19 protein-coding genes, 1 tRNA gene and 3 pseudogenes are annotated in these 26,381 nt (G+C 34.8%); 15 read left to right on the forward strand and 8 right to left on the reverse strand.

Annotated features, from left to right (window positions below; genetic code table 11):
• Positions 1 to 135: 135 nt before the first annotated feature.
• The 9 genes and pseudogenes from ACFIJR_RS05705 (at position 136) to lpxK (ending at position 11,225) form a co-directional block, all read left to right on the forward strand.
• A complete protein-coding gene (locus ACFIJR_RS05705; RefSeq protein WP_375626829.1) occupies positions 136 to 1,536 on the forward strand; it encodes a pseudouridine synthase in 1,401 nt (466 codons plus the stop codon).
• Positions 1,517 to 2,083: a 16S rRNA (guanine(966)-N(2))-methyltransferase RsmD gene (gene rsmD, locus ACFIJR_RS05710; RefSeq protein WP_375625702.1), complete on the forward strand. Its 567-nt coding sequence runs from the start codon at positions 1,517 to 1,519 to the stop codon at positions 2,081 to 2,083. Before ACFIJR_RS05705 ends, rsmD begins: the two co-directional genes overlap by 20 nt.
• A gap of 803 nt (positions 2,084 to 2,886) precedes the next feature.
• Positions 2,887 to 3,336, forward strand: a complete 450-nt coding sequence (locus tag ACFIJR_RS05715) for a hypothetical protein (RefSeq protein ID WP_375626831.1) — start codon at positions 2,887 to 2,889, stop codon at positions 3,334 to 3,336.
• A gap of 1,696 nt (positions 3,337 to 5,032) precedes the next feature.
• On the forward strand, positions 5,033 to 6,364 hold the full coding sequence (locus tag ACFIJR_RS05720; protein ID WP_375626833.1) for a TldD/PmbA family protein: 1,332 nt from the start codon (positions 5,033 to 5,035) through the stop codon (positions 6,362 to 6,364).
• On the forward strand, positions 6,351 to 7,154 hold the full coding sequence (locus ACFIJR_RS05725; protein WP_375626835.1) for a 3'(2'),5'-bisphosphate nucleotidase CysQ: 804 nt from the start codon (positions 6,351 to 6,353) through the stop codon (positions 7,152 to 7,154). Before ACFIJR_RS05720 ends, ACFIJR_RS05725 begins: the two co-directional genes overlap by 14 nt.
• A gap of 46 nt (positions 7,155 to 7,200) precedes the next feature.
• Positions 7,201 to 7,446: a DUF4170 domain-containing protein gene (locus ACFIJR_RS05730; RefSeq protein ID WP_375626837.1), complete on the forward strand. Its 246-nt coding sequence runs from the start codon at positions 7,201 to 7,203 to the stop codon at positions 7,444 to 7,446.
• A 259-nt stretch (positions 7,447 to 7,705) separates the two neighbouring features.
• Positions 7,706 to 7,969, forward strand: a pseudogene (locus tag ACFIJR_RS05735) (type ISP restriction/modification enzyme); the annotation flags it as partial.
• 903 nt (positions 7,970 to 8,872) lie between these two features.
• Positions 8,873 to 10,195, forward strand: coding sequence for a lipid IV(A) 3-deoxy-D-manno-octulosonic acid transferase (gene waaA, locus ACFIJR_RS05740; protein WP_375626839.1), 1,323 nt, complete (start codon positions 8,873 to 8,875; stop codon positions 10,193 to 10,195).
• Positions 10,185 to 11,225: a tetraacyldisaccharide 4'-kinase gene (lpxK, locus tag ACFIJR_RS05745; RefSeq protein ID WP_375626841.1), complete on the forward strand. Its 1,041-nt coding sequence runs from the start codon at positions 10,185 to 10,187 to the stop codon at positions 11,223 to 11,225. Before waaA ends, lpxK begins: the two co-directional genes overlap by 11 nt.
• A 19-nt stretch (positions 11,226 to 11,244) precedes the next feature.
• Here lpxK and ACFIJR_RS05750 read toward each other — a convergent pair whose 3' ends face one another.
• Entirely contained in the window at positions 11,245 to 11,481 is a 237-nt protein-coding gene (locus tag ACFIJR_RS05750) for a DUF2093 domain-containing protein (protein ID WP_375625714.1), read from the reverse strand.
• Between the two features lie 108 nt (positions 11,482 to 11,589).
• The gene (gene mutL, locus ACFIJR_RS05755; protein WP_375653801.1) at positions 11,590 to 13,443 is read right to left on the reverse strand and encodes a DNA mismatch repair endonuclease MutL; all 1,854 of its coding nucleotides are present in this window, start codon (positions 13,441 to 13,443) and stop codon (positions 11,590 to 11,592) included.
• Positions 13,444 to 13,682: 239 nt separating this feature from the next.
• Between mutL and ACFIJR_RS05760 the strand changes: the two genes are divergently transcribed.
• A complete protein-coding gene (locus tag ACFIJR_RS05760) occupies positions 13,683 to 14,771 on the forward strand; it encodes a 2'-deoxycytidine 5'-triphosphate deaminase (RefSeq protein WP_375625718.1) in 1,089 nt (362 codons plus the stop codon).
• A gap of 1,164 nt (positions 14,772 to 15,935) precedes the next feature.
• The gene (lldD, locus tag ACFIJR_RS05765; protein WP_375626848.1) at positions 15,936 to 17,087 is read left to right on the forward strand and encodes an FMN-dependent L-lactate dehydrogenase LldD; all 1,152 of its coding nucleotides are present in this window, start codon (positions 15,936 to 15,938) and stop codon (positions 17,085 to 17,087) included.
• Between the two features lie 1,100 nt (positions 17,088 to 18,187).
• Here lldD and ACFIJR_RS05770 read toward each other — a convergent pair.
• On the reverse strand, positions 18,188 to 18,310 hold the full coding sequence (locus ACFIJR_RS05770; RefSeq protein ID WP_375625722.1) for a hypothetical protein: 123 nt from the start codon (positions 18,308 to 18,310) through the stop codon (positions 18,188 to 18,190).
• 1,483 nt (positions 18,311 to 19,793) lie between these two features.
• Between ACFIJR_RS05770 and ACFIJR_RS05775 the strand changes: the two are divergent.
• Positions 19,794 to 20,248, forward strand: a pseudogene (locus ACFIJR_RS05775) (integrase); the annotation flags it as partial.
• Between the two features lie 85 nt (positions 20,249 to 20,333).
• On the opposite strand, the gene ACFIJR_RS05780 reads toward ACFIJR_RS05775, so the two are convergent.
• The 3 genes from ACFIJR_RS05780 to ACFIJR_RS05790 all read right to left on the reverse strand — a co-directional run bounded on the left by ACFIJR_RS05780 (position 20,334) and on the right by ACFIJR_RS05790 (position 22,551).
• Positions 20,334 to 20,489 carry a hypothetical protein gene (locus tag ACFIJR_RS05780; protein WP_375653802.1) on the reverse strand — a complete coding sequence of 52 codons (156 nt, stop codon included), beginning with the start codon at positions 20,487 to 20,489 and terminating at the stop codon, positions 20,334 to 20,336.
• A 609-nt stretch (positions 20,490 to 21,098) separates the two neighbouring features.
• Positions 21,099 to 21,761: a lysozyme gene (locus tag ACFIJR_RS05785; protein WP_012754682.1), complete on the reverse strand. Its 663-nt coding sequence runs from the start codon at positions 21,759 to 21,761 to the stop codon at positions 21,099 to 21,101.
• Positions 21,762 to 22,302: 541 nt separating this feature from the next.
• Positions 22,303 to 22,551: a hypothetical protein gene (locus ACFIJR_RS05790; protein WP_375649033.1), complete on the reverse strand. Its 249-nt coding sequence runs from the start codon at positions 22,549 to 22,551 to the stop codon at positions 22,303 to 22,305.
• A gap of 261 nt (positions 22,552 to 22,812) precedes the next feature.
• On the opposite strand from ACFIJR_RS05790, the pseudogene ACFIJR_RS05795 reads away from it, so the two are divergent.
• Positions 22,813 to 23,017 (forward strand): annotated as a pseudogene (locus tag ACFIJR_RS05795) (helix-turn-helix transcriptional regulator).
• A gap of 102 nt (positions 23,018 to 23,119) precedes the next feature.
• Here ACFIJR_RS05795 and ACFIJR_RS05800 read toward each other — a convergent pair.
• A tRNA-Thr gene (locus tag ACFIJR_RS05800) sits at positions 23,120 to 23,192 on the reverse strand.
• 454 nt (positions 23,193 to 23,646) lie between these two features.
• Between ACFIJR_RS05800 and ACFIJR_RS05805 the strand changes: the two genes are divergently transcribed.
• Positions 23,647 to 23,850, forward strand: coding sequence for a SlyX family protein (locus ACFIJR_RS05805; RefSeq protein ID WP_375626827.1), 204 nt, complete (start codon positions 23,647 to 23,649; stop codon positions 23,848 to 23,850).
• A gap of 570 nt (positions 23,851 to 24,420) precedes the next feature.
• Here the strand turns inward: ACFIJR_RS05805 and ACFIJR_RS05810 are convergent.
• On the reverse strand, positions 24,421 to 24,759 hold the full coding sequence (locus tag ACFIJR_RS05810) for a hypothetical protein (RefSeq protein ID WP_375653804.1): 339 nt from the start codon (positions 24,757 to 24,759) through the stop codon (positions 24,421 to 24,423).
• Positions 24,760 to 24,923: 164 nt separating this feature from the next.
• Here ACFIJR_RS05810 and ACFIJR_RS05815 point away from each other — a divergent pair, with 164 nt between their 5' ends.
• Positions 24,924 to 26,351, forward strand: coding sequence for an amino acid permease (locus ACFIJR_RS05815; RefSeq protein ID WP_375626823.1), 1,428 nt, complete (start codon positions 24,924 to 24,926; stop codon positions 26,349 to 26,351).
• Positions 26,352 to 26,381 lie beyond the last annotated feature (30 nt).

The raw sequence follows: 26,381 nt of genomic DNA on the forward strand, positions 1-26,381 counted from the left end.
AGTCGACAGATACATTATTGTCGTTAAAGGATAGAAAATGATAAATGATTATGCTACTTCCTTTTTCAGGATAAGCGGTATGGTGCATGTGAATAATTTTCTGAACATACTGGCAAAGATTGGTTTGAAACGCAAATGAATGAAAATAATGAGAGTGAACGAATTGCTAAAAGGTTAGCGCGTGCTGGTATTGCTTCGCGTCGAGATGCAGAAATGATGATTGTTGCAGGTCGTATTTCTGTGAATGGTACAGTCGTGACAACGCCTGCTTTTAATGTTAGCCGCTCTGATGTTATTAAAGTTGATGGCAAACCTTTACCTCCTATAGAACGAACGCGTTTATGGCTTTACCATAAGCCAGCAGGCCTTGTCACCACGAACCGTGATCCTGAAGGCAGACCTACAGTATTTAGTAACTTACCAAAAGGAATGCCGCGTGTTCTTTCTGTTGGAAGGCTTGACATTAACACGGAAGGTCTTTTGCTTTTAACCAATGATGGTGGCTTAGCGCGTGTATTAGAGCTTCCTGTAACAGGATGGGTCCGCAAATATCGCGTCCGTGCTCATGGAAGAGTAAAACAGAGTGCGCTGGATAACCTTAAAAATGGTATTGCGATTAATGGTATTTTTTATGGTTCGATTGAAGCATCAATTGAACGTGAACAAGGGTCGAATGTATGGCTTTCTGTCGCTTTGCGTGAAGGAAAAAATCGTGAAATAAAGAATGTTTTAGGGGCATTGGGATTATCAGTTAATCGATTAATCCGTGTATCCTATGGTCCATTTCATCTCTCTGATTTAGAAGAAGGAGCCGTGCAAGAGTTAAAAGGGCGGATGTTACGAGATCAGTTGGGGGAGCGTTTGATTATGCAAGCCAATGCAGATTTTGATGCTCCTATTCTGAAACCCTTTTCAAATTCTGCAGTTGTTGCAGAAAAGCAAAGCCAGAAAGATCTTTCTGTTGCAAATGATGGTTGGGTTTTCTCAAGTGAAAGGGCGATACGGCGCCGACCAAGAGATGGTTCTGTTGAACATAGTCGCGCGCAATTAAGTACAAAGTCTCATGAGAATGTAAAGAAGGAGAAAAGTGAGGAAGGAAAAGCAGAGCGTTTTCTACCGCGTTCTCGCCGTGCTAATGTTTGGATGGCTCCTGGTGCGCGTCCCCAGAGTACACGTAGAAAGCCTTCCTATAGTGAGGAGAAATCGCATGATCATAAGAGCGGTTTGGATGGTAAAAAATCCTTTCATCGAGGCAAGGAAAAACTAAAAGAAAGTCCGTCACACAAAGAGAAGAGGGGAAGTTTTGTTCAAAAACGTGGCAAAACATCTTATGACGAGACGCATCCCTTTGGTAAGAAAGATCGCTTTTTCAAGGATAAAGAGAACATGATAAAAAGTGGACATGAGGAGCATTCTTTTGACAGAAAGAAAAAGGTAAAATCGTTTGGTGGTGCTATGAAAAAATCTAAACCACATAGGGATGGTGCAAAAACTTCGAAGCGATTTGGAGGCTCACTTGCGGATCATAGGCGGTAAATTTGCTGGTCGTGTTTTGTTTTCGCCTGTTAATCAGTCGATTCGCCCAACGAGTGATCGTACACGTGAAAGCCTTTTTAATATTCTTTCTAGCCGTGAAGAACAATTTTGGACCAATAAACGTATTCTTGATCTTTTTGCTGGTACTGGTGCTTTAGGCATCGAAGCACTTTCACGTGGAGCAAAGGCGGCTGTTTTTGTTGAAAACTCGGTTGAGGGGCGGGCGTTGCTTCAAAAAAATATAGAAGCCTTTGAATTACAGTCGATAGGACGGATTTTGCGTCGCGATGCGACCAAACTTGGCAATATTGGCACTATGCTTCCATTTGATGTTATCTGCGCTGATCCTCCCTATAGCCGTTGTTTAGGGGAACGTGCTTTCGTAGAAGCTTTGCGAGGGGGGTGGGCAAAAGCTGATACACTTTTCATACTTGAAGAAAAGAAAGATACAATGATTCATTTACCTGACGTCTTTTATCTAGATGATGAGCGTTTTTATGGTGAGACAGCAATCCGTCTCTATAAATTACGATCGCTTACATCTTGAGAAAGTTCTTGTTTTTATCCGGTAGGATGAAAAAATGCTTCTTTACAGTTTTCTTCATTTTATATGGTTTTTAAAAGGTTAAGCAGAAAGTAAATAAAAGATTTTGATGTTAAAGAAATTGATGAATTTTTATTTCATTATGTTTTTTGTCTCAATCTCTTATTTTTTTTGAAGTTTTTTATAGCCTCAAGAGCGAGTTTTTACAATATACGCCCTTTAATATAGAGGGGCCATCTGTTCTTTTGTCTAGCCAAAAATTGCTTTGAGGTATAATGCTATTAGACCTAAATTAGCAGTATGTATTGCTGCTAATTTTTGTAAGTTATATGCTGATTTGTTAATTTCATCTACATTAAAAGTGTAACACATTGTCAAAGCTTTAGTGTATTATTAGCTTTACTACCGATGAATGTTTTTTCTCCAATAGGATATATATTTCACGACAACAGTTATGATACCTTTTTGTCTCATTTCTTTCGGCTGCACATTAATCATCAACATCTCATTAGCAGCTGAAAGCTTTCAACTATGCAGTCTGCATTTATATCCTAAATAGTGCGTAACTTTTATCTTTGTTATTGTATGAACTTAAAACAGATATTTTCTATTTAAGGTAGACAATAGTGTTCATTTATACTGAACATTTGTGTGTTTATTTTATTAATATCGCTTAGTGAGTTAATCATTATATTAAGTAAATCTGAAAGTATTAAGTGTGTTATCGTTATTACATTTTTAAGAATAATTTTTATATTATTCTTAAGCAATAAAACTAAATGATTTCTAAAACAGGGAAGATTATCATGTTTAAATGGATATATAGCGAAGAAATTAACACAGAAGCGAGTGCTGAGCAAATTTGGGCTATATGGGAAGATGTGTCATCATGGCCTTGTTGGGATAGTGAACTTGAGTGGGTAGAACTTTCTGGTCCTTTCAAAGAAGGGGCTACAGGACGCATGAAACCTAGAAAGGGACCTACAGTAACTTTTACACTTGATAAAGTTATAAAAAATGTTTTCTTTTCTGATTATGCTAAACTTCCTTTTACACGTATGAGTTTTGATCATGAATATATTTGTTCAACAAAATCGGGTTCTTCAAATAACAAAATTCGTCATACTGTAACCATGTCTGGTTTATTTTCTCCTTTCTTTGGAATGATTATTGGGTCAAAAATTAAGTTACATCTTCGGGATGCAATGATTGAAATGAGCAGACGTGCTCTTACTGAAAACAAAATCATCTCGTAAGGGGGTGCATTTATAAAGAAGTTAATACCTTTACAAAGGCGCAGAAACCTTAGTCTTGTTAGAATAAAATTTGTTATGAGTACATAGCAAATCGATGAGCTATGATTTGTTTTTTCATTAGTCGTTGAAATCGAGTCAAATCATCTGAGAAAATTAATTTTGCACCAAAGATCTTATAAAAGTCATTGAATTTTATTCAATATATAAAAGCTTATAAGGTGCGCATTTTTACTGAAAATAAAGAAAGTTGTAGAAGCTTATTTCTGCTCTTGTGAATCTGAGGTCGATATTGTCATGATATTTGCCAGTTTCTAGTATTGCGATAGTTTTTGATTTGGGAGCATTCATAAAAGGCATTTTGACTTCTTCTTAAATAGGTTTTATCAATATTACCTCTATTCATGATGTGAGAGCAAATAGTTGTGATTTCCTCAACATAAATAAGTTTAAAATGGAGAAAATTTAATGATATTTGATTCTTTTATGCAAATTACAAAACGATCAATTATGATTATAAATCAAAGTGTTTTTTTGATTAAAAGATGATCACTTTTCTAGAGAGTGGAAGTTCTAAAAGGCTCTAGATGATAAAATAAAACCTCCCTTAATTTTCGTAAAAATTAATCTCGTATCGTTGTATGTATTTGGTTTAAATGTTTAAAAAAGCGATTTTTTAAAATGCGCACAGATATCCCAGTTTCTGCAAATATTTTTGTATCTATTAAAACAATTATGAGCGATAAACTTGCCAAAATTAATTGGAAGAATACGCTTATTGCAGATTGAATTGAAAGATAGATACAACGTTGAGTTTCATATAAAAGTTTTATTAATTATCATTTTATGACAATACTACGCTTCTTTATTTTTTAATGGAAGGGAAAGAGTATAGTTCTTAAATCAAAATCTATCCTGTATTTTGGAACTTTTATTTTAGGAAAAAGAAGTCAGTCAAATTATGCCTGTTTAATAACAAAATAACCGATTAAGGATGCCGCATGAAAAAATGAGATGCTCTCGATTAGACGTATTAGAAACGAGAGAGAATGTTATGATTATAACTTATTTCTGATAAATATAAAAAATGAGTTCTTTGTGATACCACGTCCATGAGGGTAAAGAAGTTTATGACTGCTCATTTTGTTGAAACCATAATGAAAGGAAAAATTTTTTATTCCGTTTATGTCTTTTTGTTTACAAGATTGCCATCTTATTGTGAGAGAGTTTATAGAAGCAAAGAAGTATACACAAATATAAGGCATTTTCTTGATTCTTGCTTGGAAATTAAAGAGTGCTATAGGAATGAAGGAAGTTATTTCACTATCCAGAGGACATAAGGCTTGTGACTTAAGTCGTTTTATGCTTTTCGAATTTTTGAGGATTTTGACTTAAATTCAAGTGTTATTGCTAGGTCTTTTGTTGATTGCCAAGTTTTCGGTTGATTTGATTATCAGTACAGATTGGGTTTTCTAAAATGATAAGGGGCAATGAGAAATCTTGAAACTAAAGAAATTTTACGACATACTGCGTCTTTTCATAAAGAAGCTAAAAGGGAAATTATTCGATGCATTAAAAGAAAAAAATGCATGAAATATGCGTAATCTTATGAATAAACATACAAGAGTATATTCTGATTTATATAAATTTGTCAGAGTGCTTATCAATGTAAATAATAAAATATTTCAGGGAGTCTATAATGACTGACAAAAACCAGATTGAGAAAGCTGTTTCATTGGTTGAAGCAGCAAGGCGTTCTGGGGCAGATGCTGCTGATGCCGTTATTGTTCATGCTCATTCTACCAGTGTATCAGTGCGTTTTGGGAAAGTCGAATCAACAGAAGCAGCAGAGAGCAATGATTTTACTCTAAGGGTTTTTGTTGGAAAAAAAGTAGCAAGTGTTTCTGCTAATTTAGCGTCTTATCCGCAAGAACTTGCGGAACGTGCTGTTGCGATGGCTAAAGCTTCTCCCGATAGTTTATTTGAAGGTTTGGCAGATAAAGAGTGTCTGGTTAAGTCTCCTAAAGATCTTGATCTTTTTGATGATTTTGTGCCAAGTAGTCATTTTTTAACAGAAGATGCTTTAAAAACAGAGGCAGCAGCTCTTGATGTTAAAGGTGTAAGTAATTCTGGTGGCGCTGCAACAGCTTATGGCCGTAGTGGGTTTATTCTTGTGACCAGCGATGGTTTTTGTGGAGCCTATCGCTCCAGTTGTTTTTCACGTTCTTGTAGTGCTCTTGCAGGTGAAGGAACACAAATGGAGCGGGATTATGATTATACAACAGCCTTACATTTTTCTGATTTAGAGGCAGCAGAAACTGTTGGAAAGAATGCAGGGTTTGGTGCTGTTCGACGTTTGGGTGCAGTTCGTGCGGCGACTGGGGGTGTTGATGTTATTTTTAATCCGCGTACGGCTCGCGGAATTGCAGGGCATATCGCATCTATGGTCAATGGAGCCTCTGTGGCTCGTAAAACAAGTCTTTTACAGAATTTCCTAGGCAAGGAAGTGATGAAGCCTAATGTTAATGTAACCGATCAACCTTTGCGATTACGTGGAAATGCTTCTCATCCTTTTGATGGAGAAGGGGTAGAGGGGCAAGCACTCAATATTATTGAAAATGGTATTTTAAAAAATTGGCTTCTTTCATCAGCTACAGCACGTGAATTGGGACTTAAAACAAATGGACGCGGTGTGCGTTCGGCATCATTAGTGCAGCCGACAAGTACAAATTTTGCTATTGAACCAGGTTTAGTATCGCCTTGTGATATGATAAAAGATTTGCGAAATGGATTTTATGTGACCGAATTATTCGGTCATGGCATTGATTTTATTACTGGTCAGTATAGTCGTGGGGCTTCCGGTTTTTGGATTGAAAATGGTGAAATTGCTTATCCAGTGAGTGAAGTAACGCTAGGTTCTGATTTGCTTCATATGTTAGCACATTTAACACCTGCCAATGATATTGATCGGCGTTATGGTACGGCGGCTCCAACATTGTTAATTGAAGGGATGACACTTGCAGGAAAATAACACGCATCATTCTTCTGATTTAAATCTTTTGCGTGATGTTTGTCGAGAGGCAGGAGATTTAGCAATGCGGTATTTTGGATGCACGTTGGATGTTTGGATTAAAGAAGGTAATTCACCGGTCAGTGAGGCAGATTTTGCTGTTGATCATTTTTTGAAAGAGAAGCTTCTTGGAGCGCGTCCAAATTATGGATGGATTTCAGAAGAAACAAAAGATAATCGAGAACAACAAGATTATGAACGCTCCTTTGTGGTTGATCCTATTGATGGAACACGAGGTTTTCTTTCTGGCAGTCCTTATTGGTGTATTTCGGTTGCCATTATTGAGAATGGGCGTCCTATTGTGGGCGTTCTACAATGTCCGGCTCAAGGAGACATTTATGCAGCTGTAACGGGTGGAGGGGCAACATTAAATGGGGTAAAACTTCCTCGTTTAACTTCGGGGGGGCATCGAAAATATAAAATTTCGCTTGATAAATCGCTCGCACAAAAATTACCAGATGATTTTCTCAATCGAGTTAGTCTTTACCATTATCTTCCTTCTCTTGCTTATCGTATTGTCCTTGTTGCTCAAGATGAAATTGATATCGTATTAGTTCGTCCGAATTGTCATGAATGGGATATTGCCGCTGCTGACCTTATTTTGCAGGAGTGTGGAGGGTGTTTTTTATCGCTTGATGCCCCTTTACTATCTTATGGAATTGAACCTTACCAATATGGACTTTTAATTGCTGGTAAAAATAATTGCTGTCAAGATATGATAGGTGTTGTTCGTCAAACAAAGTTAGTTTAATCACGTAAAAGCACGCTAAAATAATCTAAATGATATAGAGGCACATATGACTGAAACCAAAGAAAAAAAACAATATTTACATCTTGTATTTGGTGGGGAATTAAAAAATCTTAACAGTAATCAATTTAAGAATCCTGATGATTTAGATGTGGTTGGTATTTTCTCAGATTATCAATCGGCTAAAGAAGCATGGCAGGCAAAAGCACAAAGCAGTGTAGATAATGCATTACAACGTTATTACATTGTAGATTTGCATCAGTGTCTTGATGCTGAGTTAGGCGATGTAGAATAAAGCTTGAATATTTGGTCATCATAGCTTGTAGATTGTTTCACGCTTTTGTTTAGTCGTCCTTTTCATAGGTACGTTCTTTGGGTAAAATAGAATGCCGTAAAAAAATATGCTTGTTATTTAAAATTCATATGTTTTCTTAAGGAAACATCTTTCAAGGCACCCAAGCACATTTCATAATGGTGTCCGTGCAAGGTATAAAATCCATTGTTATACCACCATCTTTACGCTTAATAAAAATTCAAGACAGTTCTATTAACCTATTTACAACAGCAATATTATCATGACGAGCGATCACTCGAAGTTTATGATTATATTGTGAATAGTCACTCTGCTTTTGAATGGAGTATGAAACATTAATGCGTTCAGATTAATAAAAAGAGTAGCATTATTAATGATACCAATTACTACTTCGTTGAGATTATTAGCACTCCCTACTTATCCATTGGAATTTTTCCAACAAGTTATCACTATAAGCTTAGAAACCATGAAAGTCGTTAGAAACTTACCAAAATTAGAAACTTAGAAAAACTGAATAGATTGATGAAGTTAATTTACCTCATAAGGATTTCTTGAGTACTCGTTTAAAACTACAATCTATAAATTAATCATTTTGCGTTGATTATATACAACCTTAAAAGGAATAATATACCATGCGATTTCCTGAAAAGAGAGGATTTAAAATTTTGAAAACTCTTATTTAAATTGCTTTAAGACTTTTAAGAAATTTTCTATTAAACAAGATTAGATTTTTCTGGATTACCTTTAAGAGATTATATCACAATTTAAAATGAGAACTTTATACCGCTCAAAAGTTTTTTTAAGATTAGTTTTACATATTCATTTTATTGAAATGAAATTATAGAGATTGGGCTTTCTTTTAAACATATTTTATTTGTTGTATTTATATAGGTTGTAATATTTATATGGATTATTTTTTGAAAAATTGATAATACCTAACATATGTAAAAATAAGTTTTTTCTCTAAAATATCAACGTGCAAAATTCAAATTTTTACTAAAATCATAAGAAGTATTTATTCAGTGAGCTGAAAAAAATTGATATAATCTATGTTATAGGTTGTATGATATTTATCATTTATATTCTCAAAATTATAATCGACTGAAATGTAGCTTTGTTATTTTTTGAGTAAGACTTTTCATAGGGTGCAGAATGAAGTGATACAAAATTTCATTAAAAGAGATTTAAATAATCTGTATATGTTATCTTTATAGGAAAATTTAAAAAAAATATGGCGATAAAATTACGTTTTTTGTCCTTTATGTATTGAATTTTCTCATGGGTGAAGCGTTTTTTATTCAAGATATGGATGATATTAAAAAAATATGGATGTAACTAATAGTGTTGATGAATTTTTTAACAAAATAAGCATATAGATATCTTAAAGTAGCTGGATGAGGTGATTTAAATGGTAGAATTAAAGGCACATACGGCTCTTTTAAGCTATCGGATGATTGGTTTTTTCTTATGTCCTGTTATTCCTTTTTATTTGTTCTTTCGTGCTATTCGTGGAAAAGAAGAGTGGTGTCGCAAAAAAGAGCGTTTAGGTAAAAGTTCTCATGTACGTCCCCAAGGTTCGTTAGTTTGGTTGCATGCAGCAAGTGTTGGAGAAACACTTGCACTTGTTCCACTTGTAAACTATATTTTATCATTAAAAATCAATGTATTAATGACAACTGGGACTGTAACATCTTCTACTCTTGTGAAAAAACATTTTGGTAATAGGTTGATTCATCAATATGCTCCTTTGGATTTAGATTTTGCAGTGCGCCGTTTTATTAGTCATTGGAAGCCTGATCTCGTCTTGATTTGTGAATCAGAAATTTGGCCCCTTCGTATTAAAGAACTTGCAAAAATGCGTATTCCGCAGATTTTGGTTAATGCCCATATGTCTGAACGTTCTTTTAAAGCTTGGCAAAAACGACGCGTTCTTGCCAAACATATTTTTAAGGATATTGATTTGGCGATTGGTCAAAACGAAAGAGATGTAGCTTATTACCATACACTTGGCGTAAAATCTGTTACGTTTTCTGGTAATCTCAAGGCTGATGTTTTTCTGGTTGAAAATCAAGCATTGCTTGCACGTTATCGTAATGCTATCGGCAATCGCCCAGTTTGGGCAGCTGTTTCAACGCATGAAGGGGAAGAGGAAATTGCTTTTGAGGTCCATAAGATTGTTAAAAATTATTTGCCAGATTTATTAACAATTATTGTGCCTCGTCATCCTGAACGTTCAGAAGATCTTATCAGAAAATGCGACAATAAGGGATTACGTTTTATTCGTAGGAGTAGAGATGCTGTTCCAAACATGAATACCGATATTTTATGGGGAGATACAATTGGAGAAATGGGTCTTTTTCTTCGCTTATCGAAAGTTTCTTTCGTTGGTAAGTCGTTATGTGGAAATGGTGGACACAATCCATTGGAATTGGCTTTGCTTGGTTCCGCTATTTTGACAGGGCCCCATGTTTCAAATTTTCAAGAGATGTTCGAACAATTTTTAACGCATGATGCAGCATATATGGTTCAAGATACAAAACAGCTTGCTATTCAGGTGTATAAGCTTTTAACAAATGAAACATTGCGACAAGAAATGGTTGATAAGGCTCATGAAGTGGCGACAAATATGGCAGGTGCACTTGAGCGCACATTAAAGATTTTAGATCCATTTTTACAACCCCTTGTAATACAAACAGGTTTACGTCAGCGTCAGGGTAGATATGCATATTAGCGCCCCCCATTTTTGGTGGAAAAATAAAAGCTTTTTGCGTTTTGTATTAGCTCCAGTTTCATGGGGGTATGGTTATTTTTCAAGTCGTTTTATGGCAAGACAGCCTCCCGTGATTGATTTGCCAGTTTTGTGTATTGGAAATTTTACATGTGGCGGTGCGGGTAAAACGCCGGTTGTTATTGCTTTTACCAAAGTGGCTAAAGAACTTGGTTTCGTACCTGGTGTTGTATCACGTGGTTATGGTGGATCAGTTAAAGGGGTACATCTTGTAAATGAGAAATATGATACTCCACACAATGTTGGAGATGAGGCACTTTTACTTGCACGGCATGCTTTGGTAGCTGTATCACCTAATCGTTATGCAGCGGCACAACGGCTGAAAAAAGAGGGATGTAATCTTATTTTAATGGATGACGGATTTCAAAGTCGCCGTCTTTATATGGATTATACGTTACTCGTTGTTGATGCGATGCGCGGTTTTGGTAATGGAGCTGTCTTTCCAGCAGGACCTTTGCGCGTACCATTAAAAACGCAATTTTCTTTTATGGATAGTGTTTTATTGGTTGGTCACTCCGATGCGCCTGATAATGTTGCTTTTCTTGTGTCTCGTACTGGAAAGCCTTTATATCGTGCTCATCTTAAAGCCAGTGCCTCTGATGAGGTTTCAGGAAAATCATTTTTGGCATTTGCTGGGATTGGCAATCCAGATAAATTTTTTAAATCTATTAAAGAATTGTCTGGTCATGTGGTGCAAACTTACATATATCCAGACCACTATTTTTTCACAGATGAAAATTTAAAAATCCTTATACAAAAGGCTAAAATGCACAATTTATGGCTAGCAACAACAGCTAAAGATTATACCCGTATACAGACAATTCACACGCAAAAAGATTTGAAAAATCTTATTGTCTTTGATGTGAATGTCGATTTTGTTCAAAAAGACTTCTGTCGCATAGTCCTTGAGGAGGTCATGACCCGCTTTAGAAAACGTTCCCTTGAGTTTTCTTGTCTAAGAGGCAAAGGCTAAATTTATAGCTTTCGAGGGTTTATTTTTCTTTTGTTTTTAACAATTGCTTGAGATATGGGTTGCACTCAAGTTCGCGCTTATAGGAGATTTCACAACTAGCATATGCTTCTTGGCGGTGATGATTCCAATATTTTAAATCATCTATAGGGATCTTTTGTCCGCTAACAGCACAAATGGTATAGGAACCATATTCTATAATGTCATATCCATTATTAGAATAATGAATTTTTGCTTCGCGTTCACTATCGGAAAACATTATAACTCCTTTTTACTGATACAAGAGATTCAGGAAAAGTGCCATAAGATATATTATAAAGTCGAGAGTTAATTTAAAAATATTTTTCTTGTCAAAATGGTTAAGAGTTTATTTTCTGCCAAAAAGCCGTTCTATATCTGCCAATTTGAGTTCAATATAAGTAGGGCGTCCATGATTACATGTACTTGTATTGGGTATTGCCTCCATTTGTCGCAACAGTGTGTTCATTTCTTCGGGGTGTAAAAGGCGCCCAGACCGTATTGAACCGTGACAAGCCATCGTTGCTGCAACATAATCAAGCATTGCTTTTAAATTGTTTGTTGTATCATATTCAGCGGCTTCATCTGCGAGATCTTTAATAAGGGCTTGGACGTTGATCTCTCCTAACATGGAAGGTGTTTCACGCACAACAATTGCTCCTGGTCCAAATGGTTCTATTCCTAATCCAAATTTTTGCAAAGCATCTTTGTGGGTTAAAAGGCATGTTGCATCCTCTTCAGAGAGTTCTACAATTTCAGGAATAAGTAATAACTGTGAAGGAAGCGGTTTGGAATAAAGTGCATTTTTGAGTGCTTCATAAACCAATCGTTCGTGAGCTGCATGCTGATCGACAATGATCAAACTATCTTGTGTTTGGGCGATAATATAGTTTTTATGGATTTGTGCTCTGGCCGCTCCTAATGGATAAGATAACTCTTCTGATGAAGATGTAGTGTTTGGAATGTATGCATCTCCACTTGGTATATTTAAGCCCTCCATAATAGGAGTAGCATCTTCTTTTAAACCAGAAGAACTAGTAATATCCAATGGTTTGTGAACCATTGAAGCGGTGGCAAAATGATGAGGCTGTGGGCTATAAGAAGAGGACTGGTACGTGTTCTTAAAATTGCCTAACGGTTGTTGTGCCAATGGTTTTTGTATTTGAAATGCAGCTAGCGTTGCTTCAGAACGGGTTGAAGTAGGACGAATACCAGATTGCTGTAATGCTTCACGAATAGCTCCAACGATCAAACCACGAATTAATCCTGGATCACGGAATCGTACATCAGCTTTGGCTGGATGTACATTAACATCTACCTCAGCAGGTGGGAGATCAATAAAGAGAATAGCGACAGGATAACGATCTCGTGTCATGACATCAGCATAAGCGCCTCGGATAGCGCCCCATAGAAATTTATCACGCACGGGACGCCCATTAACATAAGCAAATTGATGAAGGCTGTTATTTCGGTTGAAGGATGGCAAACAGGCAAAACCCGTTAAGCGCACTGCTTCGCGTTTAGCATTCAGTGCGATGCTATTAGGGGCGAATTCTTTTCCCATAATTTGCGTAATACGTTGCAATTGTCCTTGAATATTATTTTCTGTAGCGGACAGTTCCATAGATGTTCTGTCTAGTCCTGAAAGAGAAAAGCGGATATGTGGAAATGCGATAGCAATTCGCTTAATCATATCGCTAATAGCATTTGTTTCAGCCCGATCGGTTTTCATAAATTTTAATCGTGCCGGCGTGACAAAGAAAAGATCACGAACTTCAACAATTGTTCCAAGGTTTGCAGCAGCTGGTTTGGGTCCTACAATTTTTCCTGCAGTAACGGAAATTTCAGCAGCGCTCTCAGCATCTTTTGTTCGTGAAATGAGTTTAAGTTTAGCAACAGAACCAATAGAGGGGAGGGCTTCTCCTCTAAACCCAAGGAAGCAGATATTGTGTACGTCATCGGTAATCTTTGAGGTACAATGGCGAGAAACTGCTAAAGTTAACTGATCTGCAGGAATTCCATAACCATTATCACTCACCTTTATAAAATTTTTTCCACCATTTGCTGTAATAATTTCGATGCGTGTTGCACCAGCATCAATAGCGTTTTCAACAAGTTCTTTGACAACATTTGCTGGTCGTTCAATAACTTCACCAGCGGCGATTTGATTAATAATATTTTCGCTAAGATGGCGTATAATCATAATAAATTCTAACAGGAATCTTAAGGCTTTTATAAAAAATTATGATAACATCATTTGCGCGACATTCAAGAATAAGAGAGTATGGAAGGTATTATTTTTACAATACCTCCTATTTTATTTTATGTTAACAAATTGGTTGGAAAAAACAGAAAAAATAGTTTTTATCACCTTAAAATAGCTTGCACCAATTTATCATCTAGGTCAAAAAAGAAACAATGTAAAAAGGGAAGGCAATATATATGGCGCGTATAAGCGGTATTTTAGCAGATAGTGATATACAAGCTCTGATTGAGAATAACTTTCTCAAGGCTCAGTATCCATTTGATAGATCTCAAATACAACCAGCAAGCCTTGATCTTCGTTTAGGGGAGAAAGCTTATCGTATACGTGCTTCTTTTATGCCGGGTCCTAATACAAAAGTTTTGGATAAGCTTGAACGGTTAAAGTTGCATGAGTTTGACTTACGAGACGGAGCCGTTTTGGAAACGGGGTGTGTTTATATTGTTCCTCTTTTGGAAAGTTTAGCTTTACCAGAATTTTTATCTGCTGTTGCCAATCCCAAAAGTTCTACAGGCCGATTAGATATTTTTACGCGTGTCATTACGGATAACGCTCAGGAGTTTGATAAAATTTGTGCTGGTTATCATGGTCCACTTTATTTGGAAATTAGTCCACGCACATTTCCAATTTTGGTGCATAAAGGCTCACATTTATCACAGCTTCGGTTTAGAAAAGGGCAAAGTTATTTAAATGAAGTTGAGTTACACACTTTGCAAAAGCAAGAAACACTGATATCGGAGGATCTTCCTAATATTAGCGCTGGTGGTATTGGTCTTTCCATTAATTTAAAGGGAGACGAAAACGGGCTTATAGGTTATCGTGGTAAACATCATACAAGTGTTATTGATATTGATAAACGTGCTGTTGCCCACGTTTTAGATTTTTGGGAACCTCTTTTTGATCGTGGTCAAAGGGAGTTGGTTCTTGATCCTGATGAATTTTATATTTTAGTTTCACGAGAGTCTGTTCATGTGCCTCCGCTTTATGCCGCAGAAATGACTCCTTTTGATCCTTTAGTTGGTGAGTTTAGGGTGCATTATGCAGGCTTTTTTGATCCAGGATTTGGGCATGTGGAAGCGGGTGGAAAAGGAGCAAGAGCGGTTTTAGAAGTGCGGAGCCATGAAGTTCCTTTTATCTTAGAGCATGGTCAAATGATTGGCCGTTTGGTCTATGAGCATATGCTTAATCGACCATCAACCCTTTATGGACATGATGTTGGATCACATTATCAAGCACAGGGTTTAAAGTTGTCCAAGCATTTTAAATGAGTTGGAAACTACGAATTTTGATAACATGTATGCAGAAAGTGTATTTTGGATAAAAGAAAATTTTGTTCTTCGCAAAACCGGCGCCATTCATTCTATTTTTAGTTTCCAAAGTTATTGCATCCCTTGCATTTGAGAGGCATTTTTATTTCTTTTTTTCAAGAGGTTGTATCTATAGGAACTTCGTTTATGATGTGCAAAAGAATAGTTTTGATTATTTCATCATGAAAAAATCTAAAATGAAAGAATTTTACTATATTCAATATGTTATTCGTATTTATTGATTATAATAAATCAATAAATTACTAAAATTCAATATAACAGTAACGTATTTGCTTTTCAAAGTAAACATGCGAGATTGGATGCTGCTATTGCTCCATTTTTCTAGAGCTTGAATGACCAGTATATTTTATTTCGTATAAAAATTATCCTTAAGAGCCAATAAAGAAGTTTTGCACTACAGTTTATTAACAATTTTTTTAATAAAAATTGTTCTACTTTTAGTAACTCATTTATAGCTTCAAGATATAAAATATTGCTAGAAAATTATTCAATTCAATATGGAGAGCTTCTACTCGTATGAACGTTAAAATTTTTTTTATGCTTTATGTGAATTAGGCACTGTATATTTTTATAAACTTTCATGAAGTAAGTAACAAGTCTCAGTTTTGAGTATTGATATAAGAAGATTTCTGGATATATGCGACAGCTTTATTTCCAGTATTAATAAAGAATTTTTTTATCTTTTAGGGGAGATTATGGTTTATACTTAATGACTACAGGCTCTATATTATCTATATTCTTATAACCTATAATGTAAGGACCTGTGGAGGGAGAAACGACTTTAAATTATAACTAATTAAGCTGCGGAGCAATCGCTTTCGAAGAGGTGTTCGTTTAAAGAAAATATAACATTTCAATTGCACATGAACAATATATGAGTGGATACGTTATTAATGATACCCCATACTGTGAGATTTTAAATTTGGATAGGAGAAATAAAGACATTGTTTTTATCAATTAGTTTTTTTAGAAAGTTGCAATCTCTGTTGCTTCTATCTATTCAATAGAGCGTTTTGGGAGAATATCGAGTAGGAAGGTACACGGATTCGCTTTTATGCGTTTTAGGATATCTTCTCTTTTCATTTAGGAACAATGGTGCCATCAATGATTATTTCTTCAACACTTGATTATCGTAAGGCAGCAAAGCGTCGTCTTCCTCCCTTTCTTTTTCACTATATTGATGGTGGGGCTTATGCTGAAGAAACGATGCGACGTAACTGTAAAGATCTTCAAGCTCTTGCACTGCGTCAAAGGATTCTAAGGCAAGTTGGTGAAGTTGATCTTTCAATCAAGCTTTTTGATCAGACACTTGATTTACCGATTGTACTTGCACCTGTTGGGCTAACGGGCATGTACACACGTCGTGGAGAGGTAAAAGCAGCGCGTGCCGCAGCGGCAAAAGGGATTCCTTTTACTCTATCCTCTGTTTCAGTTTGTCCCATTGCGGAAGTGCAAGAAGCGGTTGGAGGTGCATTTTGGTTTCAACTTTATGTTCTCAAAGATCGCGGTTTCATGCGTGATGCACTAGAACGGGCTTGGTTAGCTGGTGTACGCACGTTGGTTTTTACAGTTGATATGCCAGTTCCTGGTGCGCGTTATCGTGATGCGCATTCGGGGATGTCTGGTCCTTATGCTGGATTACGTCGTTTTTTACAAGCGTTTACTCATCCATATTGGGCTTGGAACGTTGGTGTTATGGGGCGCCCCCATGATCTTGGAAATGTCTCCACTTATCTCAAAAAGAAAATTGCATTAGATGATTACGTTGGTTGGCTTGGTGCAAATTTTGATCCATCAATTGGTTGGCATGATTTACAATGGATTCGCGATTTTTGGAAAGGAAAAATGATTTTGAAAGGTATTCTTGATCCAGAAGATGCACGAGAAGCAGTAAAATTTGGTGCGGATGGTATTGTTGTTTCTAATCACGGCGGACGTCAGCTTGATGGTGTATTATCAACAACACGAGCGTTGCCTGCAATTGCGGATGCTGTAAAGGATCATTTGACTATTTTAGCGGACTCAGGTGTTCGTTCTGGTCTTGATGTTGTCCGCATGATAGCACAAGGTGCGGATGCTGTTATGATTGGCCGTGCTTTTGTTTATGCGCTTGCAGCAGCAGGTAAGAAAGGTGTTATGCATCTCCTTGATCTTTTTGCCAATGAAATGCGGGTAGCTATGACACTGACCGGTACTCAGACAATTAAAGATATTACACGCAAGAGTTTAGTAAATATAGATGTTTTTAAGCAATGAAAGCAATATTTTTACTGCTTTCAGAAAAAGAAAGTCTCTTTATAGAGGAGCATAATTATATATTTTACAAATATGTTGACAGTTAAAGTTAAATAGAAAAGATCAAGAAGCTCCTCTATAAAATCACATAAAATACTCAGTAACTAAAATAATACTCCGTAAATACAATAATATTTAACGCAAAAATCTTAATAATAATAAACACAAAAAAAACACTAATAACATTGCATACATCTTTTACTTATTTTATTAAAAGCTCATTCTATGGATAAAAAGGAACAAGCGCTGATATTAAAGGTAAAACAATTGTTGATATAGAAAAAATAGATATAAATAATGCTGCGAGCATTTTTCTCTCCTATATATAAAAATATAACATGTTAATTACTTCTTTCCCACATTATCATAAAACGTAAATTTATAAAATTCATTTAGTTTTATTTTAATATAGAACAATATTAATTATGGCATATAAATAAAATTATTAAAAATGTCAATATGTGTTTATTGTAATCTATAATTATAATAAAAAATAGATCTAATAAATAATATTTCTATAATCTATATATTATTTATATTAATTTTATTGGGTAATTATTATATGGATATGATATTGTTTTTATGGAGTACATTTTTAAGCAATGAAAAAAATACCCATACAATCTTTAAAAAAGCTCGTTTACTGAGAGCAAGACTGCGTGAATTAATGTTTTTCTTTCTTATTTTCTTGCATCCTCAATGAGTTATGATGTTTTTGAACTGGCGAACATATTAGGAAGCAGTTAAATATTTTTTGTATAGTATGTCATTGCTAACACTGTTTATGCTTTCTCTATTGATTTCATAATTTGTTAAAAAAATCCAGTTTGTTTTTATTACAGATGGGGTCGTTAGGTATTCCTAATGATACAAATTGGCATAGAACGTTTTGTTCTATAAGGGATTTAACATAAGGGATTTAACAATTGCATCTCTAGGCTTCTCCATTGATACTATGCTCTTCATAGACAACAACAGATTGGTGAGATTGGCATAACTCTAGCACAGATATATTATCTCAAAGTTGAATTGTTGGCACACTTGTAAACGTTGGGATAACTTTATGTTTTTTGAAGCTCTACAGCAATATCAAGACAAATCTGAACAGGTTCTTCAGTAGCAAGTAAGAGAACATCTTTCCCTTTTTTAAACAGAAGTTTTTCTGATATCAATTTTTGCAGCATTTTTGTGAATATTCATAACAGCGCGCTTTCCTAAACTTATATAAGGGGGTACAGGATTACTCAGAGTGGAAAAAATTACAGTTTCCATTTGATCGAATTACTCTCATAAGTAATTGGATAATATTTACTTTATCGCTGAATAAAAAAGAAAATTTTTTCTTTCTTTAAATAGAGGATGTGTTGTCATCTAGCCAATAGGGATAGTTTGCGAGCAATTTGTTCGATGCAAGACAACTTAACATTGCAGTTACTTTTTATCACTTGAAGCTGTGAAAAGAAGGCTAAGATAGATAAAAGAATGTAAAAAATGAGGGATACATTTTAAAATAAAAAATTATAATTATGTTAATTCCACACCAGTTGCTGCTGATATTGGTAACAAAAGAAATTTGACTAAAAAAATTATCAAAATTATTGAGGACATTCCTCATAGCATGTAGACTAAATCTTTTTGTTGGTATGGGTGGGATTTTCTTTGAGCAGAAATTGATTCTATCCCCTGAAATTAGCAATAATCTCTCCGGTGATGTCGTAAACTTTTGGGGGATGTTACAACGTCACTATCGTCCTTTTATGAAAAATCTAGCATTTCAGATGAGTAGCTGTGAGGAGTTTCAACGTTTAATACAGTAAGACCCAACAACTCTCACGGATTTAGAATGGGCTTCAAGATTTTTATATTTACAGCGATTAAGTTTTGGAGGGAAGGTAAATCGTACGATGAGAGTTGGAATCCGTCGTAGCGCGTGGGTTTAAGTCTTTCCAATTTGAAGGCGTGCTAAAACTTATTTGCCTCTGTTTAGCAGGTGTTAGCATTGAACATTTAAACTGGTCTGATTTTATTGTGCGTTATGATCATCTAAAAAACTTGTTTTATCTTTCACCACTTTATTGTGGTTTTGAAGGTTATTCCAGAAAAGATTTTTATAAGCGGGAGAATTATCAGCTGATGTCTAAGCTGCTTGTATAAATAAAAGGGAGGTTTCTTTTGTCTTTAAACAATATGCTAGAAATTCAAAAAACTTTAGTTAATTTCATAAAAGAGATTACACCATCTTATACAGATTGCTCTTCAAATAATACAATTTCTGGTAAGGAATAGGGCACCACCAATTTTGATTTCTAAAAAAGAAACAATACGCATTAAAGAGTCTTTAAATTTGCGGACTTTTTGAGAATCCTTTCAGAATCTTTTGCAAAAAGTGAACTGATAGAAGATTTGCTATCAAAATATAGAAACTTTTCTAACAAATTACGAATAAATCTAAAAATATATATTACATATAAAAAACAGTATGATACGCTGGCAGACTGGGCTTTAGAAACAAGAATCAAAGTGTATAAAGATGCATAGAGGTGAGATTGGTATGGATCATTTTTATGATTCAATAAAAATTAAAGAAAAAATTCTATATCAAAAATTTAAGGTGGTTTAAAAGGTGGACGGGCAATGCATAGAAGGATGAACGAGAAGGTGAATTAGGTGAGGGAGATTTATAGATTATCAGCATCTTTTGTATAAAGTATCTCCTCAAGGTAAATATTGTGATGAAGTAAGACAGTGGTTGAATGTTCAAAAAGATAATACACGCTCTTAATTTTTCCGTTATACACATCACAATAAACGCCGTGAAAGGCACGGTTCTGTTACAAACTTTCTCTAAAAGCAGCATATGAGTTTGCAAGATATTAGAGTGATGTTTTAAAAGAAGGTAATGGTCCCATTTTATTTCAGGAACAAGTTATCTTAAAACAGCAAAGCAATATTTTTCAAGAAACTGCAAAAGCGACTTTTGAAAGCAAAAAAGCAGAGTTAAAAAATGAAGGTAAAAACGGTTTCTGGTTTTCTCCACTAGAGTTGCATGTTATTTCCCACATAGGGAATTTACTACAGAAAAATTAATAGCCAAGATCACTCACAATGTTTTTGCGCCACTTTAGCATGAAAAAGCAGATACCGTGCGGAACTATTTGTCTTATCTTCAACATCATTATTACAATTAGAAAGCTGAAACAACGTCATTCACAAATCACATAAAAGCTGTCCATTGTTCATTATACAATCCCGTGGATTGTTTTTCTTAAGCATGCCAAATCCTATTTTGTTGAAGACAGAACGTTGAGTATTATTAGTTCTTTGAACGACGACAGCAGTGCAATCCGTAAAATCTTTTCTCATCTTCTTTTGGTAGGATAACAAAGATGCTCTTGGAATACATCAATAGACTCAATCACTTTATACAAATATAACCTTGTTGAATCCTTTCGCTTCAACTCAGACATCTCCGTCACTCTAATTAAATCCAATCGACCACCAGAGCGTTTTTATCCTTTAAGTTCTTTTACTTTTAATCTGAATATATCGACCTCTTTCAAATCTTTTCATTGATTAATCTTTCAGAGGAATTGTATCCTTAGCACTTTATTTTCCGTTTATGTCTCCAACCACATAGACCAGCACCTTGTTCATTATGTTTTAAATATTTTTCGCCAAATTTGGACTAATCACATTGATATCTTGTCGATTCAAATAAATTGGCAGCCATCCAATACAAGAAGTTTATTCATTCGTCGCGCAGCCAGTTAGAAAGCTTAGTACGCATAGCAGCATCAGTTTTCTTATTAATCTTCATTTTCTACCTTAAGCCGTGTTGTCCTATTTTGAAAGCTTCCTTTGTTTGCTTTTGCTTCTCAACTTGTTTCCCAAGAAAAAAGGCTTTCACTAAAGCTATAAGAAAAGTTGCTATGGTCACTGATGTCATTGTTAGATATTTTTTTATCCATAAGATCATAGGCGGTGTTCTTGAAAGCGTTTAGCAATGTATACCATAGCTGTACAAGCAGCTAAAACCATAATGCCTGCTAAAACCCATTGAACAGGACCATTTCCTGAAAAAAGCCCTCCAAGCCCTGAAAAAGAACCTATGATTGGTGCAAGAGCTTCTACTTTGCAAATACCTGTTACACCTTCTGATTCTACTACATGATAATTTGGAGCAACATGAGATCCTTTCGCCCATAATCCTGCTTCGGCTGCTCGGCGATTGACAAGACCTTGGATACGTTTTCCTCCTACTCTTGTCCATTTTTGTAATTCAGTTGGTACCACTTCATATGCACCTTTATTGAGCTTTTTTAAAAGTGTAGAATTGCAAAAGGCTGTTATTCCTACGTTATAGCAAAATGATACTAATGCCGCGAATTGTTCATTGTTTAAAGGAACGGTAACGGCTTTTTCAACAACGAGTTCACACTCTCTCAAATCCTGACAAAGGATTTTTTCAGCTTCTTTTTCCGTAATTTGCATGTCTTTGTGGACGCTTGGAGCACCAGCAGCATTTGTATGTCCATAACCAATTGTCCATACACCACCAGAATATTCATAAGCCGATAAACGTAAGCCTTCCAATTGCTTAATCAATGCAAGCCCTTCTTTTGATATTTTTCGCATTATTCTTACCTATAAAAAAACCTACACAAAGCAGGATATGAATCGAAAACTTACATCTACTCATTTTTAAGAACAGAACAGCGAAAGGGCATAATAAATTCAAAATCTCCATAGTGAGTTATGTTAAAATCCATATCGTTTTTTGAACAAATATTATGCTAAACACCATTCATTTTGCAGCAATTGATCTCCATCTCAAGATAATAACTTTATAATAGATCCATTTATAGTCAGATAGATTTTACTCATAAATTCTTACAGTTGATCCAGAATGATTTAGAAGAACTTTACTTAAAAAACTTCAATAATCCTGATGAAAAAAAGCATTTTTTAACAAAAAAATAAGAGATATAATAAGTAATGAAATAATAGGTATTGATTTTCAAGTAATTGCATAACCCATAAATTACACCATAGAATTATTTTCATAAAAACAAAAAAACATTACAGTTGAATATTATAGATCTACAAATTATCTTAGAATCAACACGATATACACGTAACGTATTATATATATTTAATAAAAAAATCTATAGTGAATTTAACTATTATTTATTTTTTCCTCTAATTGCTTAATTTTCTTAAAAATATCTTTATGAAGGATTTTAAATAAAATGTTATATAAAACATAATCGATATTTTCTCCCTCTCTAGTAGTCTGTTTCCAACTAAAACAATATAGTAGTGGAGCATATTCAATATATGGACCAATGATATTGGATAGTGTTGTAAAGAATATTGTATTGTAATAAACTTGAACGATGATTTCGGTTTCATATATTTTTTCCATATGAATAACGCTTTCGTCTTTTTCATATGAAGCGTTTTATGGGGCATTTGAGGCCAATGGTATCATCTTTGTCTAGTGATGTATTGGCTACGTTTCCAGAAGCGTCTTAAACAAATCAATCAAGCTATTGAAATCTTTTTAGAGGCAATAATACAAGAGATACAAAAGATTTTAACAAAAAGCCGCTTGAAGATATGGGAGGTTCTCTCCTCCTAGCATCTCCGCCCATTTACATAACATAAAAAAGAGAAAGGTAATGAGATGATATTTGATGATGGCGATAGATATGTAACAACCCGTGAATGTGTACAGCTTTTTAGTGTATCCACAACAACGATTCGCAATTGGGTGCTTCAAGGGGTTGTTTCCGGAGCCATATAAGCTAGGGAGAGCGGTGAGGTGGAGAAAGAAAGAGATCTTAGCCTTTACTCCAGAGAAAAATACGGAGCAAATAACAACAGATTAGGTAAAATTGTATAAACGGTAGAAGGTGGTCTAAAAGGTGGTTTTCAAACAGATAATTAAATAAAAAATCTGGATGTTCTAATATGATAAAGAGAAAATGCGGTGCCGCATGCCGGATTCGAACCAGCGACCCCATCATTACGAATGATGTGCTCTACCAACTGAGCTAATGCGGCATAGGTTTGTAAATCAATGAGACAAAACTAATTTGAGGGTAATAGCTAAAAGTACGTATAAAAGCAAGAATGCATTTTTTCAATAATTTATAAAATATGATAATAATTTGCAGGAGAAGTATGTAAAAGTCAGAGGACAGTATTCTTTGATCTTAATACTATAAATGCTTTCCAATTTACGATAGCACTCAAATTAAGAAGCTAGGAATGTAGATCTTGAGGATGGAAAAAGGTGTCAAGATAACTTAGTAAAGATAAAAACATTTTCTGATTCTTAAGAAAGAAATTTGTTGAATAAGTGATTAGGAAAATAAAGATCATTATAAACCCTTTATAATGTGAAAATAAGATGAGTAGAATTAGTTGAAAAGTTACTTCTTATTTTTATGGGAAGAAAAAGGGGGAGGATTAATAAAATTAATCACGTTTTTTTATTTAAGATGGAGTAAGAATCATGTCGGATGAAGATCGGCTGATAGAACTAGAAATGAAGCTAGCTTACCAAGAAAAATTCATTGAGGAGCTTTCTCTAGTAGTAACTAATCAATGGAAAATTTTGGATGAGATATCTAAAAAAGTTGATGTTTTAGCGAGGCGATTTTCAGATTTAAAAGAACAGAGTGTTACTGAAGCTGTTGTTTTACCATTTTCTCAATAGGGAGAAGGTGCTTAAAAATTCTTCTGCTAATAGTCTCTTGGATTTTTTTAGATGTAATAGGGTGGATATCACAATGGGAGGAAGCTGCGAAATATTCTTTATTACAATTGCAATTATTTACAGATTAGTTTTTATTTAACGCATTTAGTTAGACTTGTAGAATAATTTTTATAAGCTTCTTCCTTAATTTCAAGAAGTTCTAATTTTATAAAGAGTGCTGATATTAGAAGACGTTTTTTATATGTGATTTCTAGTATTAAAATTAAGAAAAGTTTTTGTGGAGTATAGAGAAGTATCCATAAAAATATATGAACTTCAATATGTTAAGTTTTTTCTGTACAGAGTTTTCTATAGATGGAAGTTAGATTTATTCGCTACTTTTTTAAATTGATACAAATGAAGTGATGTTATCGTTATCTATAGAAATTATAAGTGAGCGCATATGTTTATAATAAAGCGTTTTAATCCATTTTGATGATCAAGTGATTTGCAGTTGTTTTAATAGGGTGAGGTGCTCTAAGCGATATCGGTTGTGTATAGTATAAAGAGCTCTAGAAGTCTTTTTCAAGATTAAATGTATTCTTCGTTATATGTACATGACATTTTGTGAAAAGGTTTTTGTTTTTCGTAATTTAAGATATAAAATACTATTGCTAAAGCACCAAAGATAGACCATGCTGGTAAATAAGTGAGAGTAATGCAAATTGAAGATAGAAAATCAGGCATTACCTTGCATAGAGATTGGTTAAGGTGATAGACATCTGTTTGCAGAAGGTTTGTTAAAATTTTATTAAAGGGGGTTGTTGTCCAATGTGATGTGATTATAGAGTGTGCGTTATCAATGACCAATGCTATAATAGTTAGTGTAACGAAAATGAAGGACATTAATTTAAATAAATGGTGGAGCATATTTTTTCTTAAAACTTCAACGGGGCATATATATAATGCACAAAAAAATAAGGGGTTGCATTATGATAAGAAAATAATTTTACGTTTGTTTTGTGTTTTTTGAAAAAGGTGCCTGATTTTTCGATAAAAGTTGAAGTTAGGTTCAACAAAAGTAATGAGGCATGATGTCTGAAAAAAAGCACAATGAATTGAAGCGTAGCCTTCAAAATCGCCATATTCAAATGATTGCTTTGGGTGGCGTTATTGGGACAGGACTTTTTTATGGGTCAACCGAGGCAATTCAATTAGCTGGTCCCTCAGTCATTTTATCTTATCTTGTCGGCGGGCTTATTATGTATTTCATTATGCGAATGCTTGGTGAAATGTCAGTAGAAGAGCCGTCTTCAGGAGCATTTAGTTTTTTTGCTTATAAATATTGGGGGAGATTAGCTGGTTTCATAACAGGTTGGAATTATTGGTTTCTTTATATTCTTGTGAGCATGGCTGAACTTACAGTGATAGGTTTTTATCTTGATCATTGGATTTTGATTGATCATTGGAAAGCATCTTTCATTGTTCTTTTATTTGTTACATTCATTAACTTGTTTAATGTTCGTTTTTATGGAGAATTTGAATTTGCTTGCGCTTTGATCAAAGTGGCTGCTGTTATTGGTATGATTATTTTGGGAATTTTTCTCATTGTCACTGAACTAGGGGAAAATCAAGCGAATATTCATTATCTTTGGGACCATGGCGGTTTTTTCCCTTATGGAGCAGTAGGGGTTGTTTTAGCGACTTCTGTAGTAATGTTTTCCTTTGGAGGAACAGAGCTTATTGGTATTGCTGCTGGAGAGGCATCTGATCCACAAAAAACAATTCCAGCGGCTATCCGTCAAGTTATGTGGAGGATTATAATTTTTTATATTGGTTCTATCAGCGTTATTATGATAATCAGCCCTTGGAATATGATTGGAAAAAATGGCAGTCCTTTTGTTACAATTTTCGAGACTATAGGAATTCCTGCTGCTGGTCATATTTTGAATTTTGTGGTGATTATGGCTGCTATTTCTGTTTACAATAGTGGCATTTATTCTAATGGACGTATGCTTTATAGTTTAGCTGTACAAAAAAATGCACCACATATTTTTAGTAAACTGAGTGCTGCTCGTGTTCCTTATATTGCTATCCTTTTTTCATCATTCTGTACGGTGTTGATTGTCGTTTTTAATGCTCTTGTTCCTGATAATAGTTTCATGCGGATCATGGCTCTTGCAACTGCAGCAGCAGTGATTACTTGGGCTATTATTGTTATTGTTCATTTGAAATTTCGCAATGCACATAAGAACAGAAAAGGCAACTTTACTTATGCGTTTGGTTTATATCCTTACGCTAACTATCTTTGTCTCTGCTTTCTTGCTTTATTATTTTGCATTATGTTTATCAGTGGTTTTGGGCAAAATGGATTGATGACTCGACTTTTTGATATGATAGGAATAAGCGTGCCTTTTCTTGAAACATATATTCCTGTACAGATGCCTGATATGAGTTTGGCAGTCATTATTATTCCTCTATGGTGCTTATTATTACTTTTAGGTTATAAACTGAGACGATAGAGAAAGAAGAGCTAATAAAACGGATTGATT

This window comes from Bartonella sp. OD88NMGDW, from assembly GCF_042193775.1.
Taxonomy (GTDB): Bacteria; Pseudomonadota; Alphaproteobacteria; order Rhizobiales; family Rhizobiaceae; genus Bartonella; species Bartonella grahamii.

Bases quoted from the DNA above. Each gene is read 5' to 3' on its own strand.
- ACFIJR_RS05705 (WP_375626829.1), top strand. From the start codon at position 136: ATGAATGAAAATAATGAGAGTGAACGAATTGCTAAAAGGTTAGCGCGT.
- ACFIJR_RS05715 (WP_375626831.1), top strand. From the start codon at position 2,887: ATGTTTAAATGGATATATAGCGAAGAAATTAACACAGAAGCGAGTGCT.
- ACFIJR_RS05720 (WP_375626833.1), top strand. From the start codon at position 5,033: ATGACTGACAAAAACCAGATTGAGAAAGCTGTTTCATTGGTTGAAGCA.
- ACFIJR_RS05730 (WP_375626837.1), top strand. From the start codon at position 7,201: ATGACTGAAACCAAAGAAAAAAAACAATATTTACATCTTGTATTTGGT.
- waaA (WP_375626839.1), top strand. From the start codon at position 8,873: ATGGTAGAATTAAAGGCACATACGGCTCTTTTAAGCTATCGGATGATT.
- lpxK (WP_375626841.1), top strand. From the start codon at position 10,185: ATGCATATTAGCGCCCCCCATTTTTGGTGGAAAAATAAAAGCTTTTTG.
- ACFIJR_RS05750 (WP_375625714.1), bottom strand. From the start codon at position 11,481: ATGTTTTCCGATAGTGAACGCGAAGCAAAAATTCATTATTCTAATAAT.
- mutL (WP_375653801.1), bottom strand. From the start codon at position 13,443: ATGATTATACGCCATCTTAGCGAAAATATTATTAATCAAATCGCCGCT.
- ACFIJR_RS05760 (WP_375625718.1), top strand. From the start codon at position 13,683: ATGGCGCGTATAAGCGGTATTTTAGCAGATAGTGATATACAAGCTCTG.
- lldD (WP_375626848.1), top strand. From the start codon at position 15,936: ATGATTATTTCTTCAACACTTGATTATCGTAAGGCAGCAAAGCGTCGT.
- ACFIJR_RS05770 (WP_375625722.1), bottom strand. From the start codon at position 18,310: ATGCTGCAAAAATTGATATCAGAAAAACTTCTGTTTAAAAAAGGGAAA.
- ACFIJR_RS05780 (WP_375653802.1), bottom strand. From the start codon at position 20,489: ATGAGAAAAGATTTTACGGATTGCACTGCTGTCGTCGTTCAAAGAACT.
- ACFIJR_RS05785 (WP_012754682.1), bottom strand. From the start codon at position 21,761: ATGCGAAAAATATCAAAAGAAGGGCTTGCATTGATTAAGCAATTGGAA.
- ACFIJR_RS05790 (WP_375649033.1), bottom strand. From the start codon at position 22,551: ATGGAAAAAATATATGAAACCGAAATCATCGTTCAAGTTTATTACAAT.
- ACFIJR_RS05805 (WP_375626827.1), top strand. From the start codon at position 23,647: ATGTCGGATGAAGATCGGCTGATAGAACTAGAAATGAAGCTAGCTTAC.
- ACFIJR_RS05810 (WP_375653804.1), bottom strand. From the start codon at position 24,759: ATGCTCCACCATTTATTTAAATTAATGTCCTTCATTTTCGTTACACTA.
- ACFIJR_RS05815 (WP_375626823.1), top strand. From the start codon at position 24,924: ATGTCTGAAAAAAAGCACAATGAATTGAAGCGTAGCCTTCAAAATCGC.